This is a genomic window from Microbacterium sp. bgisy203 (assembly GCF_965345155.1).
GTDB lineage: Bacteria > Actinomycetota > Actinomycetes > Actinomycetales > Microbacteriaceae > Microbacterium.
The window spans coordinates 501,865-518,890 of the sequence record NZ_CBDRLZ010000001.1 but is presented as its reverse complement, the minus strand read 5'-3'; the positions used below and the strand labels follow the sequence as shown (position 1 = coordinate 518,890).

Below are 17,026 nucleotides of genomic sequence, written 5' to 3'. Positions count from 1 at the left end.
GTGACTAGAGTGACGCCATGAGCATGAGCGGCGGCATGGGGGGAGGCGTGGGTGGCCGCGGCGGCGGTTTCCGCGGCGTCGACGAGGCCGCACAGCGAAAGCTCAACGCCGAGGCGCCCGAGATCCCGCACCTCGGGGCACGCATCGTCGAGATGTTCCGCCCCTACCGCGGACGCATCCTCCTCACGGGTCTTCTGGTCATCGCCGGTGCGGCGATCGGCGTGATCCCGCCGCTGCTCGTGCAGCAGATCTTCGACCAGGCGCTCTTCCCGACGGACGGGTCGGGCGTCGATCTCGGCCTGCTCTGGCGCCTCGTGCTCGGGATGATCGGACTGTTCCTGCTCGGCGCGGCGTTCGGCGTCGCCCAGACCTGGCTCACCTCCACGGTCGGCAACGAGGTCACCGGCGACCTGCGGGTACGCCTGTTCGACCATCTGCAGTCGATGGAGCTGAGCTTCTTCACGCGGACGAAGACGGGCGTCATCCAGTCACGCCTGCAGAACGACGTCGGCGGCGTCTCCGGCGTCCTGACGAACACCGTGACGAGCATCCTCGGCAACGTCGTCACGGTCATCTCGGCTCTCGTCGCGATGATCCTCATCGATTGGCGACTGACGCTGATCGCGGTGTTCATGATGCCGATCCTCATCTTCGTGCAGCGCCGCGTCGGTCAGGTGCGCGCGCGGATCGCGGGCCAGACGCAGGAGTCGCTGTCGGAGCTGACCGCGATCACGCAGGAGACGCTGTCGGTCTCGGGCATCCTGCTCTCGAAAGCGTTCAACCGGCAGCGCACCGAGTCGGCGCGCTACCGCGTCGAGAACGCCAATCAGGTCCGTCTGCAGGTGCAGCGGGCGATGAGCGGTCAGGGGTTCTTCGCCGTCGTCCAGGTGCTCATGGCGTCCGTTCCCGCCGTGATCTACCTGGTCTCGGGGTATCTCCTCACCGGCGGCGTCGACACGATCACCGCCGGCACGGTCGTCGCCTTCACGACCGTGCAGGCGCGTCTGCTGCAGCCCCTCATGGGGCTCATGCGCGTCGCCCTCGACCTGCAGACGTCGAAAGCCCTGTTCGCGCGCATCTTCGAGTACCTCGATATGACGCCCGCGATCACCGACCGAGTCGACGCGATCACCGTCGCCGAGGCGCCCGGTCCGCTCGGACAGATCGCCTTCGAGGACGTCGTCTTCCGCTACCCCGACGCCGCACCCGATGCGCGCCCGACCCTCGGCGGCGTCTCCTTCGTCGCCGAGCACGGCCAGCACGTCGCGTTCGTCGGCCCGTCGGGCGCGGGGAAGACCACGATCCTCTACCTCGCGCCCCGCCTGTACGAGGTGTCGGGCGGGCGGGTGCTCTTCTCCGGCGCCGACGTGCGCGACCTCACGCAGGAGTCGATCATCGACCACATCGGGATCGTTTCGCAGGAGACCTACCTCTTCCACGCGACGATCCGCGAGAACCTCCGCTACGCGAAACCCGATGCGACCAATGCGGAGCTCGTCGCCGCGTGCACCGCGGCCAACATCCACCACATCATCGAGGGGTTCGAGCACGGCTACGACACCGTCGTCGGCGAACGCGGCTACCGACTGTCGGGCGGAGAGAAGCAGCGCATCGCGATCGCGCGCGTGCTGCTGAAAGACCCGCCCGTGCTCCTGCTCGACGAGGCGACCTCGGCGCTCGACACCGTCTCGGAGCGCGTCGTGCAGGAGGCGCTCGACAACGCGGCATCCGGACGAACGACGCTGTCGATCGCGCACCGGCTCTCGACGGTGATCGGTGCCGACGTCATTCACGTGATCGAAGCGGGGAGGATCGTCGAGTCCGGCACCCACGCCGAGCTCCTCGCCCTCGGCGGGCTGTACGCCGACCTGGCGGTCGAGCAGATGGCCGCCGCGAAGATCGAGGGCGTCGAGGACGCGGTCGACGCCGTCGCCCCGCCGTCTCTCCCCGAGCGCCGGGCCGATCGGGCGCCGGCGGGGAGTGCGGGTCAGGATGCCGCGGCGCTCGTCGCCGGCGCGGCGGGCGCCGAGGGGGCGATCGCCGCGATGGACGACGACGCTCCGAGCAACGAGCAAGCCTGGCCCTACCTCGGCTAGGGTGCGCGCCACCTCTGGGGTGTCGCCTCGGTCGCACTGAGGTGTGCGGGGTACCGTCTGAGCGGCGGCTCAGCTCTTGCGGGGCGGCTCAGCTCTTGCGGGGCGCCTCAGCTCTTGTGGTCAGGCTCGTCCTTGCCCCAGTCCTCGGAGCCGATCGCGTCGGTGGGGTGCGGGGCGGGCTCGTCCGCGAGAAGCGTCTCGGGAGTGGGGCTCACCATCTCCTGCGCGGGCACCTCCTGAAGGTGATCGATCGCTTCGCGGAGCAGATGCAGGTCGGTGCCGTCGTGCTCGGGGGCGTCGGAGGGGGTGCCGCCGGACGGCGTCGTTTCGGGAGAGTCGCTCATGGCCTCACCCTAACCGCGCGACGTCGCACTCACCAGGCGGGTCACCACAGCGCAGCGGCGCTGCGGAGATCGGCGTGCTCCGGGTCGAGCAGGATCGCGTCGAGGTCGGCGCGCGCGGTGAGGTCGCGCACGAAGGCTCCGACGGCGCGGCGGTAGGCGGCATCCGGGTGCCCCTGCGCGATGCGGATAAGGGGCGGCACGTCCATCTCGAGGATGAGGCGCACGCGGGCGCGCGCGGCGGCGCGCTGGCCGGCGGCATCCAGCACGGCGATGCCCGCGCGGAGGGCGGCGAGGTAGTCGCCGAGCACCGCGACGGTGTCCTTCGTCTGTGTGATCGACGTTCCGTCGGCGCGCTCGCGCCACTGCACGACGACGTCGGGGATGACATCGATGGCCCGCGCGAGCGTGTACAGGCGCTGGGCGACGATCTGGTCCTCGTAGTGGGTGTTCTCCGGAAACCGCAGCCCGCCGCGGCGCCACAGCTCGACGCGGCTGAGCTTGGACCACGCGACGACGTTGCCCGAGACCTCCGGGTGGGCGGCAAGGGTCGCGCCACGGCGCGCGGGAGTGGTCGCGGCGCGCACCCACGGCTGCACCTCACCGGCCGCGTAGCCGCCGCGTCCGTCGGGACGAAGGCGCACGTATGAGCCGACGACGACATCGCTGCCGCTCGCGGTGAGGGTCTCGACGAGGCGCTCCAGCGCGGTCGGGGTCATGACGTCGTCGGCGTCGAGGAAGCCGAGGTACGGCGTGTCGACGAGGGTGAGTCCGGCGTTCCGCGCGGCCCCGAGACCGCGCGGTGCGTCGTTCCGCACGAGGGTGAAGCGGGCGTCGGATGCCGCCGCCTGCGCGAACAGGTCGCTCGTCGCGTCGACCGAGCCGTCGTCGATGAGGATCGCGCGCCACGCGGTGAGCGTCTGCGCGCGCAGCGACGCGAGGGCCTCGGCGGCGAACGCCGCGACGTCGCGTCCCGGCACGATGACGGTGACGAGGGCGCTGACCGGGGTTGCGGGAGTGCTCACGCGCCTGATCGTACCGCCGCCACGGCGTCCGCGACGGCCTGCGCGAGTACCGACGGGTCGGGCGCGGCTACACCTGGGGCCGGATGCCCGAAGGTGAACCGCACCGCCGTCTGTGCGACCTCGGGGGCGATGCCGCATGCCAGGAGCACGTGCGAGGGTTCGTCGCTGCCCGCGGCGCACGCCGATCCGCTCGAGGTGATGACGCCGCGCCGCTCGAGCCCCAGCAGCACCGCCTCGCCGCTCGTCCCGGCGAAGGTGAAGCTCGCCGTGCCGGGAAGGCGCCGGGTCGGGTGCCCGGTGAGCGCCGCCTGCGGCACGAGCGCGAGGATGCGGTCGATGAACACGCGCGTCGCCGCTCCCACACGGGCAGCGGATGCCTCACGCTCCGCCTCTGCCAGCTCGAGGGCGGTGGCGAGAGCGACGGCGCCGGCGAGGTTCTCCGTGCCGCTCCGGCGGTCGCGCTCCTGGCCGCCGCCGTGCAGGAGCGGCTCGAGAGGCAGGCGAGAGCGCACCGCGAGCGCACCGATACCGGGCGGCGCGCCGAGCTTGTGTCCGGCGATCGAGAGGGCGTCGGCGCCGGTATCGGCGAGCGGCAGCCACCCGGCGGCCTGTACGGCGTCGAGGTGGAGGGGGACTCCGGCATCCTTCGTCACTGCCGCGACAGACGCGACATCCTGCACCGTGCCGATCTCGTTGTTCGCGTACCCGATGGACACCATGGCGGTCGGCAGGGACGATGTGCGGATCGCCGCGGCGAGGTCTGCGGGATCGACGGTGCCGGTCGCGTCGACCGGAAGGTGCGTGACCGCGAAGCCGTGCACGCGCTCGAGGTAGCTGCACGAGGAGAGCACCGCCTCGTGCTCGATCGGCGTCGTGACGACGTGGACGGGGGCCCCGCTGAATCCTCGTCGGAGGGCCGCGCCGATCGCGAGCCCTTTCACCGCGAGGTTGTCGGCCTCGGTGCCGCCAGACGTGAAGACGATGTCGTTCGGGCGGAAGCCGAGGACTGCGGCGACCCGCGCGCGGGCCTCGGCGAGGGCCGAGGCCGCCGCTTCGCCGACGGTGTGGTGGCTCGAAGGGTTCCCGAACCGGTCGGTGAGGTAGGGGAGCATCGCCGTGAGGACCTCGGGGCGTACCGGGGTCGTCGCGGCGTGGTCGAGGTACAGCACCGCCTCGTCACTCCTCGACGCGCACGTCGAGCCCCAGGTCGAGGGCGCGCGCGGAGTGGGTGAGCGCGCCGACCGAGATGACATCGACGCCGGTTGCCGCGATCGCGGCGACGGTGTCGAGATTCACTCCGCCCGAAGCCTCGACCGTGGCTCGGCCGGCGATGCGCGCGACGCCCGTGCGCAGATCGTCGAGCGAGAAGTTGTCGAGCATGATCGTTCCGACGCCGCGGGCGCGACCCGGCCCCGGTGTCACGGCCAACACCGCGTCGAGCTGGTCGAGGCGGTCGATCTCGACCTCGACGTGGGTCGTGTGGGGGAGCGCGTCGAGGGTGGCCCCGAGAGCGGCGGTCAGCGAGCCGTGACGCGCGACGAGGACGGCGAGGTGGTTGTCCTTCGCCATGACGGCGTCGGAGAGGCTGAAACGGTGGTTGTGGCCCCCGCCCGACCGCACGGCGTGACGCTCGAAGCGGCGCAGGCCCGGGGTCGTCTTGCGGGTGTCGGCGATGCGCGCGCCCGAGCCTGCCGCCGCGGCGACGTAGGCGGCGGTGAGGGTCGCGATCCCCGACATCCGCTGCACGAAGTTCAGCCCGATCCGCTCGGCGGTGAGGATGCCGCGGGCGGGGCCCGTCACGACGCCGAGGGTGTCGCCTGCGGCGAACCGGTCGCCGTCGGCGAGGCGCAGGTCGACGGCGATGCGCGGATCGGTGAGGGCGAAGGCCGCGGCGAACACCGCTCCGCCGCTGAAGACGCCGGGCTCGCGGGCGCGGAGCTCGGCGGTCGCCCTTGCGACCTCGGGGATCAGCGTCCCGCTCGTGACGTCGCCCCACGGCGCGTCTTCGTCGAGCGCGGCGCTCACGACCCGGTCGATGTGGGCCTGATCGAGCATCAGCGGACCTCCTCGAGGGCGCTCGCGTGCGCGGTCGTCGCTCGGGGCCGTTCGGTTCGCAGGAGATCTTCGCCAGGAAGGGCGGAAAGCGGCCCGAGCGCGTGGCCGGGGGCCGAAATGTCCTGCGAGACGAACGTCGACTCGCCGGCAGCGGGGTCGTCGGAGCGCGCGTGCGCGCCGACGGAGCTGCGTCGCGCCTGCGCGGCGGCGACGAGGGCGGCCGCGACGTCGAGGAGGTTCTCGTCCTCGTACTCCGCCTCGGTCGACGGCGTGCGGGGCGCCGCGCGCCAGCCCGCGAGAACGGTGGCGGCGTGCGCGAGCCCCGCCGCGTCCCGAACGAGGCCGGCGTCCTCCCACAGGAGGTTCTGCAGCGCGGCGCGCGAGAACGGCGGCGCGGCGGGAACGGATGCCGATGTCGAAGCGTCGGCCGTCGTCGCCGGGAGCGCCCCGTGCGCGAAGGCCGACGCGGGCGGCCAGGACCCCGAGACGGCGTCGTCCGCGATCGCGTCGCCGGCGCGCGCCCCGAAGACCGCGCCTTCGAGGAGCGAGTTGGAGGCGAGGCGGTTCGCGCCGTGCACGCCGGTGCGCGCGACCTCGCCGGCGGCGTAGAGACCCGGCAGGCTCGTCCGGCCGTCGAGGTCGGTCGTCACGCCGCCCATCAGGTAATGCGCGGCGGGAGTCACGGGAATCGGTTCGCGCGCCCAGTCCCAGCCGTGATCGCGCACGGCACGGTCGATCGTCGGAAAACGGCGCGCCAAGAAGGATGCCGTGCGCTTCGCGCTCGCGCCGCGACCGTCCCCTCCGCGGGCTTCTCGATCTCGCAGTGCGGTCGCGTCGAGCAGCACCGGGCGACCGTGCTGCGCGGCCATGACGTCGGCGATCGCCCGGGCGACGACGTCGCGCGGCGCGAGCTCGGCATCCGGATGCACGTCGAGCATGAACCGGCGTCCCTGCTCGTCGCGGAGCACCGCCCCCTCGCCGCGGACCGCTTCGGAGACGAGGAAAGGCTCCGCGCCGCCCGCCGCGGGGAGGACGGTCGGGTGGAACTGGAAGAACTCCAGGTCGACGACCGCCGCGCCCGCGCGGAGGGCGGCGGCGATGCCGTCGCCGGTCGCGACCGGCGGGTTGGTCGTGTGGACGTAGAGCTGACCGGCGCCGCCGGTCGCGAGGACGACCGCATCGGCCAGGAGACGCTCGCGGCGGCCGTCGCCGACGAGCAGATCGACGCCGACGACGCGCGGGACGCCGTGCGCATCCGACGGCGCGAGCACCAGGTCGAGCAGGAACGCGTGCTCGATCACCTCGACGCCCGTCGCGGCGAGACCTGCCACGAGCGCCTTCTCGATCGCCGTGCCGGTCGCGTCGCCCCCGGCGTGCAGGATGCGCGGGTAGGAGTGCGCGGCCTCGAGTCCCTTGATGTACTCTCCATCGGCGGCGCGGTCGAAGGCGACGCCGAGGTCGATGAGCTCGCGGATCCGCGCCGGTCCTTCGGCTACGAGCACCTCGACCGCGGCCGAATCGCTGAGCCCGGCACCCGCGACGAGCGTGTCGTGCACGTGCGCCGCGGAGCTGTCGTCGTCGAACATGACCCCGGCGATCCCGCCCTGCGCGTAGCGGGTGTTGGCGTGCTCGAGGACGTCCTTGGTGACGAGGGTGACGCGGCATCCGCGCGCGGCGGCGTGCCGCGCGACGGTGAGGCCGGCGATGCCCGACCCCACGACGACGACGGTGGCCGCGTTCACGGCTTGGCCGCCAGCATCCGCTCGAGCGCGAGTCGCGCGGGGTCGGCGACGTCCGACGGCACCGTGATGCGGTTGACAACGACGCCCGCGACGAGTTCCTCCAGAACCCAGGCGAGGTACCCGGGGTGGATGCGGTACATCGTCGAGCACGGGCAGACGACCGGGTCGAGGCAGAAGATCTCATGCTGCGGGTACTGCGCCGCGAGGCGCTGCACGAGGTTGATCTCCGTTCCGATCGCGAACGTCGTCGGCTCGGTCGCGGCGGCAATGGCCTTCCGGATGTAGTCGGTCGATCCGGCTTCGTCGGCGGCATCCACCACCGCCATCGGGCACTCGGGGTGCACGATCACGCGGACGCCGGGGTGCGCGGCGCGGGCGGCGGAGATCTGGTCGACGGTGAAGCGGCGGTGCACCGAGCAGAAGCCGTGCCACATGATGACGCGGGCGCTCTCGAGCTCGGTCTCGCTCGACCCGCCGAGGGGCTTTCGCGGGTTCCACATCGGCATCTCCTCGAGCGGCACCCCCATCGCCTTCGCGGTGTTGCGGCCGAGGTGCTGGTCGGGGAAGAAGAGCACGCGGCGCCCGCGCGCGAAGGCCCACTCGAGCACCGTGCGCGCGTTCGACGACGTGCAGACGATGCCGCCGTGGCGTCCGACGAAGCCCTTGATGGCGGCGGACGAGTTCATGTAGGTGACGGGGACGACCGGGACGAGTCCATCGGCATCCGGCTTGTCGAGCGGTCCGTAGACCTCCTCCAGCTGCTCCCAGCAGTCCTCCACTTCGTCGATCGAGGCCATGTCGGCCATCGAGCACCCCGCCGCGAGATTGGGCAGGATCACGGCCTGCTCGGGACGGGAGAGGAGGTCGGCGGTCTCGGCCATGAAGTGCACGCCGCAGAAGACGATGGCCTCGGCATCCGGGTGCTCGAGCGCCGCGTTCGCGAGCTGGAACGAATCACCGACGTAGTCGGCGTGCCGCACGACCTCTTCGCGCTGGTAGAAGTGGCCGAGGATGACCACACGCTCACCGAGAGCGGTCTTCGCCGCCGTGATGCGGGCATGGAGCTCGTCTTCGGATGCCGCGCGGTACTCCTCCGGGAGCGCGCCCTGGCGGGGCGACCCCGTGGGGATCACATCGCCCATCGACGAGCCGGGCCCGTAGCCCGGGCGGGTGTCGAAGTCCCACGGCCCCGCGGCGAGGTCGGTGTTGCACGTCTCGGCGGTCGAGGCGCCCGCGACGATCGCCTGGATCTCGTGGTCGACGCTCGCATCGATCGGTTGGCGCTGGATGGTGAGGAAGGTCATGAGGGATGCCTTTCGTGAAAGACGGCGATCAGTGGGGCAGCGGCCCGCGTTCGGCGAGCTCGAAAGCCTCGTCGTAGCGGTAGAGGCGGGCGGGGCGGTGACTGCCGGTGCGGTAGTCGTCGGTCGGGATGAGGGTGTCGGAGTTCTCCACCTGGCGGCGGAAGTTGGCGGGGTCCAGGCGCCGGCCGAGGATCGCCTCGTACACCTCGCGGAGGTCGGCGAGGGTGAAGAGGTCGGGGAGAAGCCCGTGCGCGATGCGGCTGTAGCCGACCTTGTTGCGCAGGCGCCACAGCGCGTACTCGACGATCTGGTCGTGGTCGAACGCGAGCGGCGGGTGGGTGATCGCGTCGAACCACGCGACGTTCTCGTCGTCGTGGTTGTCGTCGTGCGCGGCAGCGGTGGATGCCGAGATCGACGAGACCTCCTCGCGCACGAGCGCCCAGTAGACGATCGAGACGACGCGGCTGGGGGAGCGGTCGACGTCGCCGAAGGCGTAGAGCTGCTCGAGGAAGCTCGGGGCGAGGCCCGTGGTCTCGGCGAGGGTGCGGGATGCCGCGGCATCCAGATTCTCGTCGGGGCGCAGCCACCCTCCGGGCAGTGCCCACGCGCTCTCATACGGCTCGCGCGTGCGGCGGACGAGGGGGAGGACGACGCGCGCGCGGTCGGCTCCGGTGTCGCGGCGCAGGCTGAAGATGACGGTCGACACGGCGACACGGATGCCGTCTTCGCGCGCGTCGGGCTGCGCGGCGTGCACCGGTCCACGGGTTGTTGTCATGATGACCCTAACTATCTGCACCGATCTTAGGGTCATCGTGACGCGAAGGCAACCGAGGGTGTCGGGGTTGAGAGCGATTTCGTAACAGCATGGTCACAAAACCGCCCCCGGCCGGAAATCGACGGTTTGTTAGGTTACTTTCCTAACAAACCTCGTCCCGGGGTTTGTTGCAAGGAAGCACACCAGAGGAGTTCATAGATGATCCGCAACGCGAAGCGCTCCGGCGCGGTCGCTGCCGTGATCGGGGCGTCGGTCCTCGTTCTCGGTCTCGCCGGCTGTTCCGCCGGTGGTTCCAACGACGCCGGTGGCGACGACGGCGGCAAGACGCTGCGCGTCTGGGCCGGCAGCCAGACGCCCATCGTGGCCAACTACAACCCCTTCGCCCCGACGGTTCTGCACGGCGCGCTCGGTCCCGTCTACGAGACCCTGTTCGCCTACAACAAGACCGCCGACACCGAGCCCACCGGCCTCCTCGCCGAGAGCTACGAGTTCAACGAAGACGGCACGCAGATCACGATCAAGCTCAAGGACGGCGTGAAGTGGAACGACGGCAAGCCGTTCACCGCCAAGGACGTCGTGTTCACCTTCGAGTACGAGGGCAACAAGGCCAACGCGCCCACCAAGGCGGAGGCGCCCGACGACGCGACGGTCGTCCTCACCTACGACACGCCGCAGTTCACGCGTGAGTTCCAGATCCTCGGCGCCACGTGGATGCTCCCCGAGCACGTCTGGAGCGAGGTCGACGATTTCACGACCTTCACCGACGAGGAGCCGGTCGGCACCGGTCCCTACAAGGTCCAGAGCACGAGCGATTCCTCGTACACGCTGGTGGCGAACGAGAACTTCCGCGACGAGGGCGTGCCCGCCGTCAAGAAGGTCCAGTACATCGCGATCGACGCCAACCAGTCCGCGCAGGACCTGCTCAAGGCCGGCAAGCTCGACTGGACCGGCATGTTCGTGCCGAACCCCGACGACGTCACCTCCGGCGGCACGATCTCATGCTCAACACCCCGCAAGATCCGACGGTGCTCTACACCTGCGCGAACGTCGACCTCGGCTGCGAGGGCGAGCAGACCGACGTGGCCGTCCGACAGGCGCTCAACCTCGCTATCGACCGCAGCACCATCAAGGAGAAGGCGTTCGTGAACCTCACGAGCACCATCTCGCCCGCTTTCACGCTCATGCCTCGTGACGAGAAGTGGCTGGCCGACCCGGCGAACGCCGAGAGCCCGCAGAGTCCGAACGTCTCGGAGGCGGACGCCATCCTCGAGGCAGCCGGCTACACCAAGGGCTCCGACGGGTTCTACGGCAAGGACGGCACGCCGATCGACCTGTCGCTCATCTCGGTCGAGGGGTGGACCGACTACAACGACGCCGCCAAGCTGATCGCCGAGCAGGCTGCGGAGGCCGGCATCAAGGTGACCGCCTCGACCGTGCAGTGGCAGGAGTTCTCCGACGCGCGCCAGACGGGCAGGTACGAGCTGATCATGGGCGGTGTCATCGGCACCTCGGTCGCCGACCCGTTCCAGATCTACAAGGACTGGTTCGCCGGCACCTCGACGACCAAGGTCGGCGAGCAGCTCGCACCGGGCGCGTGGAACTTCAGCCGCTACTCCAACCCCGTCGTCGACGAGGCCGTGCTCAAGGCCGCTGCGACCAACGACGAGGCCACGAAGAAGGAAGCGTACGCGACCATCCAGACCGAGATCGTCCGGGACCTCCCGTACATCCCGCTCGTCATCAACGCCACCCAGACCTTCTTCAACACGAAGGACTTCACGGGCTGGCCGACCGAGGACGACCTGTACGCCTTCCCGCCCTCCTGGGGCTCGGGCTCGGCAGGCTTCATCCTCCAGCACCTGAAGCAGAAGTAATCCGCACCGCATGAAGACCGGGGAAGCAGGAGAGACGGAAGACGTGTCATGAAGTTCTACGCACGAAGGCTCGCGTTCTACGCCATCACGCTGTGGGTCGCGATCTCCCTCAACTTCCTGCTTCCCCGGCTCATGCCGGGGAACCCCGCCGACGTCCTCATCGCCAAGCTCCAGCAGCGCGGCGAGGTGCCCCTGTCGACGATCAACAACATCCAGCTGATGCTCGGCGGTGACAAGGATCTGTCGCTGTGGGATCAGTACTGGGGCTACTGGGGGCGTCTGCTCTCGGGTGACCTCGGCATCTCCTTCAGCAAGTTCCCCGCTCCCGTCACCGAACTCATCGGGGCGGCCCTTCCCTGGACAATCGTCCTCGTGGGCCTCGCGACGATCATCTCCTTCGTCATCGGCGTCGGCGTGGGCGCGTGGGTCGGCTGGAAGCGCGGGACCTGGGTCGACAACCTCGTCCCCGCCACGACGATCCTGCAGTCGGTGCCCTACTTCTGGCTCGCGCTCGTGCTCATCGCCGTCTTCTCCGTCGGCCTCGGCATCTTCCCGATCATCGGCGGGTACGACGTGTTCGAGTTCCCCGACGGTCCGGAGCTCAGCTGGGCATTCGCGGGGTCGGCGCTGTACCACGGCATCCTGCCGGCCATCACGATCGTGCTCGGCTCGGTGGGCGGGTGGTTGCTCGGCATGCGCAACATGATGGTCTCCACCCTCGCCGAGGACTACATCGTCACGGCCAAGGCGAAGGGCCTGAAGCCCCGCCGCATCCTCACCGCGTACGCGACGCGCAACGCGGCGATCCCCTCGATCGCCGGCTTCGCCATCTCGCTCGGCTTCATCGTCGCCGGGTCGATCGTCATGGAGCAGGTGTTCACCTACCCAGGCATCGGCAAGCTGATGTTCACGGCGGTGCAGAACAACGACTATGCGCTGATGCAGGGGGTCTTCCTCGTGATCACCCTCGCCGTCCTCGCCGCCAACTTCATCATGGACCTGGTCTACGGGTTCATCGACCCGAGAGCACGCCACAATGTCTGATCCGCGCAGCCTGTCCGAGGCTCCCGAGACCTCGGATACCCCCACCCTCGAGCCCGACGTCGCCGCTGCGGTGGACACCGCCCCGGCATCCAGCGACCTGCTCGGGGTCGCGGTCGACCGTGAGGTCGTCGCCCCCGGCGCCCTCTCCACGACGCTCGACGTCGATGCGCAGAAGGAGTACGCGGCCGCCGCGCGTCGCGGCATCCGTCAGCTCATGCCGCGTCGGTCCGCGAAGCTCGTCATCGGCCTCTCGATCGTCATCGTGATCGTCGCCTTCGGCGTCATCGCGCCGTTCTTCGTGCAGAATCCGCGCTTCAGCGGCAACCCGGCGCTGCAGCCGCCGTCCGCTGATCACCTGCTCGGCACGACGAAGCTCGGCTACGACGTCTTCGCCCAGATCGCCTGGGGGACCCAGGGTTCGCTCCTGGTCGGCATCATCGCGGCGCTCATCGCGCTGACCTTCTCTGTCGTGTTCGGTGTGCTCGCCGGCTACCTCGGCGGCTGGGGCGATGAGGTGCTCTCGCTCATCACGAACATCATGCTGGTCATTCCGGGGCTTCCGCTGGTCATGGTGATCGCGACCTACTCGCCGACGCGCAGCTGGTTCCTCGTCGCGATCGTCCTCGGCATCACCAGCTGGGCGGGCTCCGCGGTCGTTCTCCGCGTGCAGGCGCGGTCGCTCCGATCCCGCGACTACGTCTCCGCCGCGCGGGTGGCCGGCGAGAAGTCCACCCGCGTCATCTTCGTCGAGATCCTTCCGAACCTGCTGCCGCTTCTGGCCGCGCAGTTCCTCTTCGCGATCATCTTCGCGATCCTCGGCGAGGCGGGCCTGTCGTATCTCGGCCTCGGCGCGAGCGACTCGATCACGTGGGGCACCGTCCTCAATGACGCCCAGACGGGACAGGCCCTCGGAACCGGCGCGTGGTGGTGGTTCGTGCCGCCGGGCCTGCTGATCGCCCTCCTGGGCGCAGGGCTGTCGCTGGTCAACTTCTCCATCGACGAGATCATCAACCCGAAGCTGCGCGTGGCACCCGATGCCGCTCGCCGCGTCCGCCGCGCCGAGAAGGCCGGTAAGGGCGTCGCAGGCACCGCAGCCGTCACCGAAGGAGCCACCCGATGACCGCCGAGGTCGTGCTGTCCGCCCGTGACGTCTCGATCGGATACGAGGTGGACCCGCCCGTCAAGGCGGTTCGCAACGTGTCGCTGGATCTGCATCGCGGTGAGATCCTCGGCCTCGCAGGGGAGTCCGGCTGCGGAAAGACCACGCTCGCCTACGGCATGAACCGTCTGCTCAAGCCGCCGGCGCTCATGACGAGCGGCGAGGTCGTCTTCCACGATCGCGAGGGCTACGACATCGACGTGGTCGCTCTCGCCGACGAAGAGCTACGCGCGTTCCGATGGGACAAGATCTCGATGGTCTTCCAGGGGGCGATGAACTCCCTCAACCCCGTGATCTCCATAAAGGCGCAACTGTTCGACGTGTTCGATACGCACCGTCCCGGCATGAGCAAGAAGGCCAAGCAGGCGCGGTCCGAAGAGCTTCTCACCCTCGTCGGCGTCGACCCGAAGCGTCTGTCGAGCTTCCCCCACGAGCTCTCCGGCGGCATGCGCCAGCGCGTCATGATCGCCATGGCGCTCGCGCTCGACCCGCAGGTGATGATCATGGACGAGCCGACGACAGCACTCGACGTCGTCGTGCAGCGCGGCATCATCCGCGAGATCATGCGGTTGCGCGAGAAGCTCGGGTTCGCCGTGATCTTCATCACGCACGACCTCCCGATGCTCATCGAGATCTCCGACCGGATCGCCGTGATGCTCCAAGGCGAGATCGTCGAACAGGGCACGGCAGAGCAGATCTATCGCGAGCCGCGGCACGCCTACACGCAGAAGCTCCTCTCGAGCTTCCCGAGTCTGCGTGGCGAGCGCGGCGATTTCGTCCGCACCGGCGGTAAGGAGGACGCGGCATGAGCCAGGCGTTGGAGGCACGCAACCTCGTCAAGGACTTCCGGCTGCGCAGCGGCTTCTCGGTACGGACGCTGCATGCCGTGAAGGATGCCTCGTTCACGCTCGAGCCGGGGCGCCCGGTCGCGCTCGTCGGAGAGTCGGGCAGCGGCAAGTCGACGATCGCCCGCATGATCGCGAAGCTCGAGACGCCGACCTCGGGCAAGATCCTCATCGACGGGCACCCGTCCGGATCGCACGGGCGGGCACTCGCCCAGTACCGCTCCGATGTGCAGATGGTCTTCCAGGACCCGTTCGCCTCGCTCAACCCGTTCCACTCGATCGCGCACCACATCGAGCGGCCGCTGCGCATCCACCACCCGGAGCTCTCGAACGAGCAGGTGCGGGCGCGCATGCTCGAACTGCTCGAGCGCGTGCGTCTCACGCCCGCCGACAAGATCGCCGAGCGCCGCCCGCACGAGCTCTCCGGCGGTCAGCGTCAGCGCGTCGCCATCGCCCGTGCCCTCGCGCCCGGGGCGCGGTTCATCATCGCCGACGAGCCGGTGTCGATGCTCGACGTCTCGATCCGCCTCGGGGTGCTGAACCTCCTCGCCGAGCTCCAGCGCGAGGACAACCTGGGTGTGCTCTACATCACGCACGATCTCGCCACGGCCCGCCACTTCAGCGACGAGATCCTCGTCATGTACAAGGGCGACATCGTCGAGCGCGGAGGCGCCGACGAGGTGATCCTGCACCCGAAGCACGAGTACACCAAGACGCTGCTGGGCGCGGCGCCCGAGCCCGAGAACCTCGGCCGGCTGCGTGATGAGGTGCGCCGAGAACTCGCCCGCGAAGGCTGAGACTTCCGCCCGTGCGGTGACTGCCTCTCCCGCGCGGGCGGAGATATCCTCCGGTACGTCGGCTGCACGCGTCCGTACCGGCTATGCTGGCCCCACAACTGAAGACAGGCCGCATGACGCGCGCGGGAGAGCCCCGGCATCCCCTCGACCTCTCCGGAGGACGACGGGCGCCGAGCACCGAAGGAGCAAGCCTCCCCGCCAATCTCTCAGGTCCGCGTACCGCCCGCGTCCGGCCGCTCTGGAAAGCGATTTCGAGCCCCGCGCGTTCGACGTCCGCCGACGGTGAAAGCCCCCTGATCGGTCGTGGACCGTATCGGGGCGAAACTCTCAGGCCCATGACAGAGGGGGAGTTCACGTATGCCGACTCCGGCATGCGCCCGCCCGAGACCGGGAGAACTCATGTCAGACCTTCGCACCACCCCGCTCCATGACCGCCACGTCGCGCTCGGCGCCTCGTTCACCGACTTCGGCGGCTGGTCGATGCCGGTCCGCCACACGTCGGACCTCGCCGAGCATCACGCCGTGCGGCAGACGGCGGGCCTGTTCGACATCTCGCACATGGCCGAGTTCCTCGTGACCGGCGCGGGAGCAGCCGCCTTCCTCGACTACGCCCTCGCTGGTCGCATCGGGGCGATGAAGGTCGGCAAGGCGAAGTACTCCCTGCTGCTGTCGGATGCCGGAGGAGTGATCGACGACGTCATCGTCTATCGCACCGGCGAGGACTACTTCGTCGTCATCTCGAACGCCGGAAACCGCGCCCTCGTCGCGGAGGCGTTCTCGGAGCGCGCGGCGCGGGCGCCGATCTCCGCCGCGTTCGTGGCGGGGAGTCCCGACGTCCCCGAGTTCTTCGGCACGGTCGTCGGTGCTGACGCTGCCCGCATCGAGGACATCTCCGATCAGGTCGCGCTCATCGCGGTCCAGGGCCCGCGCGCCCGCGAGGTCCTCACCGCGACCGACGGGATCGACGGGTTGAACCCCGCGCTCGCCGATCTCGGCTACTACGCCTGGTCCGCCGGAACGTTCCAGGGCGCCTCGCTCTTCGTCGCCCGCACCGGCTACACCGGTGAAGATGGCTTCGAACTGCTCGTCCCGAATGATGCCGCCCCCGCGCTGTGGGACGCGCTGCTCGCCGCGGGAACCCCGCTCGGCGTCGTTCCCGCGGGCCTCGCCTCCCGCGACACCCTCCGCCTCGAAGCGGGGATGCCGCTGCACGGCCACGAGCTGAGCGATCAGATCCTGCCCGCGCAGGCGGGGCTCGGCCGGGCCGTCGCGATGGACAAGGACGATTTCGTCGGCCAGGGCGCGCTCGCCGCGGCATCCGCCGATCTGCCCGTGCTCGTCGGGCTCGTGTCGGAGGGCCGCCGCGCGGGGCGCGCCGGGTACGCCGTCTTCGCTGACGCCGAGGGCGGTGAGCCCGTCGGTGAGATTACGAGCGGGGCGCTCAGCCCGACGCTCGGCCACCCCATCGCCATGGCGTTCGTGCCGAGCGACCTCGCCGCACCCGGCACCGAACTCTTCATCGACGTGCGGGGAACCCGCATCCCCGCGACCGTGACCGCACTGCCTTTCTACCGGAGGAACTCATGACCGATCAGACCGCTCTCAAGTACACCGAAGAGCACGAATGGGTCGCCCTCGACGGCGACATCGCGACCGTCGGCATCACCGATTACGCCGCCGACAAGCTCGGCGACATCGTATACGTCGACCTTCCCTCGGCAGGCTCGGCGGTGACCGCGGGCGCGGTCTGCGGCGAGATCGAGTCGACGAAGTCGGTCGGCGAGCTCTACGCCCCGCTGACGGGCGAGGTCGTGGAGATCAACGCCGAGGTCGTCGATGACCCGTCCTCGGTCAACGGCGACGCGTTCGGCGCGTGGCTGCTGAAGATCCGCGTCACCCCCTCCGACATCGAGACGCTCCTCGACCACGCGGCGTACCTCGAGTTCACCGGCGGCGCCGCGTGAGCTCC

The 17,026-nt window shown here is 69.9% G+C and carries 16 protein-coding genes and 2 riboswitches; of the genes, 9 read left to right on the top strand and 7 right to left on the bottom strand.

Going from position 1 to position 17,026, the window contains the following annotated elements; genetic code table 11:
• Positions 1-35 precede the first annotated feature (35 nt).
• The gene (locus ACRVYW_RS02525) at positions 36-2,096 is read left to right on the top strand and encodes an ABC transporter ATP-binding protein (protein WP_431801747.1); all 2,061 of its coding nucleotides are present in this window, start codon (positions 36-38) and stop codon (positions 2,094-2,096) included.
• A gap of 107 nt (positions 2,097-2,203) precedes the next feature.
• Here the strand turns inward: ACRVYW_RS02525 and ACRVYW_RS02520 are convergent, their stop codons facing one another.
• Genes ACRVYW_RS02520 through ACRVYW_RS02490 form a run of 7 tightly spaced genes read right to left on the bottom strand, consistent with a single transcriptional unit; the run spans position 2,204 to position 9,338 of the window.
• Complete coding sequence (locus ACRVYW_RS02520; RefSeq protein ID WP_431801362.1) at positions 2,204-2,440, bottom strand: hypothetical protein; 237 nt, start codon at positions 2,438-2,440, stop codon at positions 2,204-2,206.
• 41 nt (positions 2,441-2,481) lie between these two features.
• Entirely contained in the window at positions 2,482-3,462 is a 981-nt protein-coding gene (locus ACRVYW_RS02515) for a glycosyltransferase family 2 protein (RefSeq protein ID WP_431801360.1), read from the bottom strand.
• The gene (locus tag ACRVYW_RS02510) at positions 3,459-4,631 is read right to left on the bottom strand and encodes a cysteine desulfurase family protein (RefSeq protein WP_431801358.1); all 1,173 of its coding nucleotides are present in this window, start codon (positions 4,629-4,631) and stop codon (positions 3,459-3,461) included. The genes ACRVYW_RS02515 and ACRVYW_RS02510 overlap by 4 nt, the downstream gene beginning before the upstream one ends.
• Positions 4,632-4,638: 7 nt before the next feature.
• Positions 4,639-5,517, bottom strand: a complete 879-nt coding sequence (gene nadC, locus ACRVYW_RS02505) for a carboxylating nicotinate-nucleotide diphosphorylase (RefSeq protein ID WP_431801357.1) — start codon at positions 5,515-5,517, stop codon at positions 4,639-4,641.
• Positions 5,517-7,259: an L-aspartate oxidase gene (nadB, locus tag ACRVYW_RS02500; RefSeq protein WP_431801356.1), complete on the bottom strand. Its 1,743-nt coding sequence runs from the start codon at positions 7,257-7,259 to the stop codon at positions 5,517-5,519. Before nadB ends, nadC begins: the two co-directional genes overlap by 1 nt.
• Entirely contained in the window at positions 7,256-8,563 is a 1,308-nt protein-coding gene (gene nadA / locus ACRVYW_RS02495; RefSeq protein ID WP_431801354.1) for a quinolinate synthase NadA, read from the bottom strand. The genes nadB and nadA overlap by 4 nt, the downstream gene beginning before the upstream one ends.
• Before the next feature lie 28 nt (positions 8,564-8,591).
• Positions 8,592-9,338, bottom strand: a complete 747-nt coding sequence (locus ACRVYW_RS02490) for an NUDIX hydrolase (protein ID WP_431801352.1) — start codon at positions 9,336-9,338, stop codon at positions 8,592-8,594.
• 198 nt (positions 9,339-9,536) lie between these two features.
• On the opposite strand from ACRVYW_RS02490, the gene ACRVYW_RS02485 reads away from it, so the two are divergent.
• The 8 genes from ACRVYW_RS02485 (at position 9,537) to gcvH (ending at position 17,021) form a co-directional block, all read left to right on the top strand.
• A complete protein-coding gene (locus tag ACRVYW_RS02485; protein ID WP_431801350.1) occupies positions 9,537-10,484 on the top strand; it encodes an ABC transporter substrate-binding protein in 948 nt (315 codons plus the stop codon).
• On the top strand, positions 10,418-11,212 hold the full coding sequence (locus ACRVYW_RS02480; RefSeq protein WP_431801348.1) for an ABC transporter substrate-binding protein: 795 nt from the start codon (positions 10,418-10,420) through the stop codon (positions 11,210-11,212). The genes ACRVYW_RS02485 and ACRVYW_RS02480 overlap by 67 nt, the downstream gene beginning before the upstream one ends.
• A 48-nt stretch (positions 11,213-11,260) precedes the next feature.
• Positions 11,261-12,256 carry an ABC transporter permease gene (locus ACRVYW_RS02475; RefSeq protein WP_431801346.1) on the top strand — a complete coding sequence of 332 codons (996 nt, stop codon included), beginning with the start codon at positions 11,261-11,263 and terminating at the stop codon, positions 12,254-12,256.
• Positions 12,249-13,376, top strand: coding sequence for an ABC transporter permease (locus tag ACRVYW_RS02470; RefSeq protein ID WP_431801344.1), 1,128 nt, complete (start codon positions 12,249-12,251; stop codon positions 13,374-13,376). The genes ACRVYW_RS02475 and ACRVYW_RS02470 overlap by 8 nt, the downstream gene beginning before the upstream one ends.
• Entirely contained in the window at positions 13,373-14,224 is an 852-nt protein-coding gene (locus ACRVYW_RS02465) for an ABC transporter ATP-binding protein (RefSeq protein WP_431801342.1), read from the top strand. The genes ACRVYW_RS02470 and ACRVYW_RS02465 overlap by 4 nt, the downstream gene beginning before the upstream one ends.
• Positions 14,221-15,057, top strand: coding sequence for an ABC transporter ATP-binding protein (locus tag ACRVYW_RS02460; protein WP_431801340.1), 837 nt, complete (start codon positions 14,221-14,223; stop codon positions 15,055-15,057). The genes ACRVYW_RS02465 and ACRVYW_RS02460 overlap by 4 nt, the downstream gene beginning before the upstream one ends.
• A gap of 113 nt (positions 15,058-15,170) precedes the next feature.
• Positions 15,171-15,289, top strand: a riboswitch (glycine riboswitch).
• A 1-nt stretch (position 15,290) separates the two neighbouring features.
• Positions 15,291-15,406: riboswitch (glycine riboswitch) on the top strand.
• Positions 15,407-15,456: 50 nt separating this feature from the next.
• On the top strand, positions 15,457-16,644 hold the full coding sequence (locus ACRVYW_RS02455) for a glycine cleavage system aminomethyltransferase GcvT (protein WP_431801338.1): 1,188 nt from the start codon (positions 15,457-15,459) through the stop codon (positions 16,642-16,644).
• Entirely contained in the window at positions 16,641-17,021 is a 381-nt protein-coding gene (gene gcvH / locus ACRVYW_RS02450; RefSeq protein WP_431801336.1) for a glycine cleavage system protein GcvH, read from the top strand. Before ACRVYW_RS02455 ends, gcvH begins: the two co-directional genes overlap by 4 nt.
• Positions 17,022-17,026 lie beyond the last annotated feature (5 nt).

Coding starts and splice junctions, on each gene's coding strand:
- ACRVYW_RS02525 (WP_431801747.1), top strand. CDS start 36: ATGGGGGGAGGCGTGGGTGGCCGCGGCGGCGGTTTCCGCGGCGTCGAC.
- ACRVYW_RS02520 (WP_431801362.1), bottom strand. CDS start 2,440: ATGAGCGACTCTCCCGAAACGACGCCGTCCGGCGGCACCCCCTCCGAC.
- nadC (WP_431801357.1), bottom strand. CDS start 5,517: ATGCTCGATCAGGCCCACATCGACCGGGTCGTGAGCGCCGCGCTCGAC.
- nadA (WP_431801354.1), bottom strand. CDS start 8,563: ATGACCTTCCTCACCATCCAGCGCCAACCGATCGATGCGAGCGTCGAC.
- ACRVYW_RS02490 (WP_431801352.1), bottom strand. CDS start 9,338: ATGACAACAACCCGTGGACCGGTGCACGCCGCGCAGCCCGACGCGCGC.
- ACRVYW_RS02485 (WP_431801350.1), top strand. CDS start 9,537: ATGATCCGCAACGCGAAGCGCTCCGGCGCGGTCGCTGCCGTGATCGGG.
- ACRVYW_RS02475 (WP_431801346.1), top strand. CDS start 11,261: ATGAAGTTCTACGCACGAAGGCTCGCGTTCTACGCCATCACGCTGTGG.
- ACRVYW_RS02470 (WP_431801344.1), top strand. CDS start 12,249: ATGTCTGATCCGCGCAGCCTGTCCGAGGCTCCCGAGACCTCGGATACC.
- ACRVYW_RS02465 (WP_431801342.1), top strand. CDS start 13,373: ATGACCGCCGAGGTCGTGCTGTCCGCCCGTGACGTCTCGATCGGATAC.
- ACRVYW_RS02460 (WP_431801340.1), top strand. CDS start 14,221: ATGAGCCAGGCGTTGGAGGCACGCAACCTCGTCAAGGACTTCCGGCTG.
- ACRVYW_RS02455 (WP_431801338.1), top strand. CDS start 15,457: ATGTCAGACCTTCGCACCACCCCGCTCCATGACCGCCACGTCGCGCTC.
- gcvH (WP_431801336.1), top strand. CDS start 16,641: ATGACCGATCAGACCGCTCTCAAGTACACCGAAGAGCACGAATGGGTC.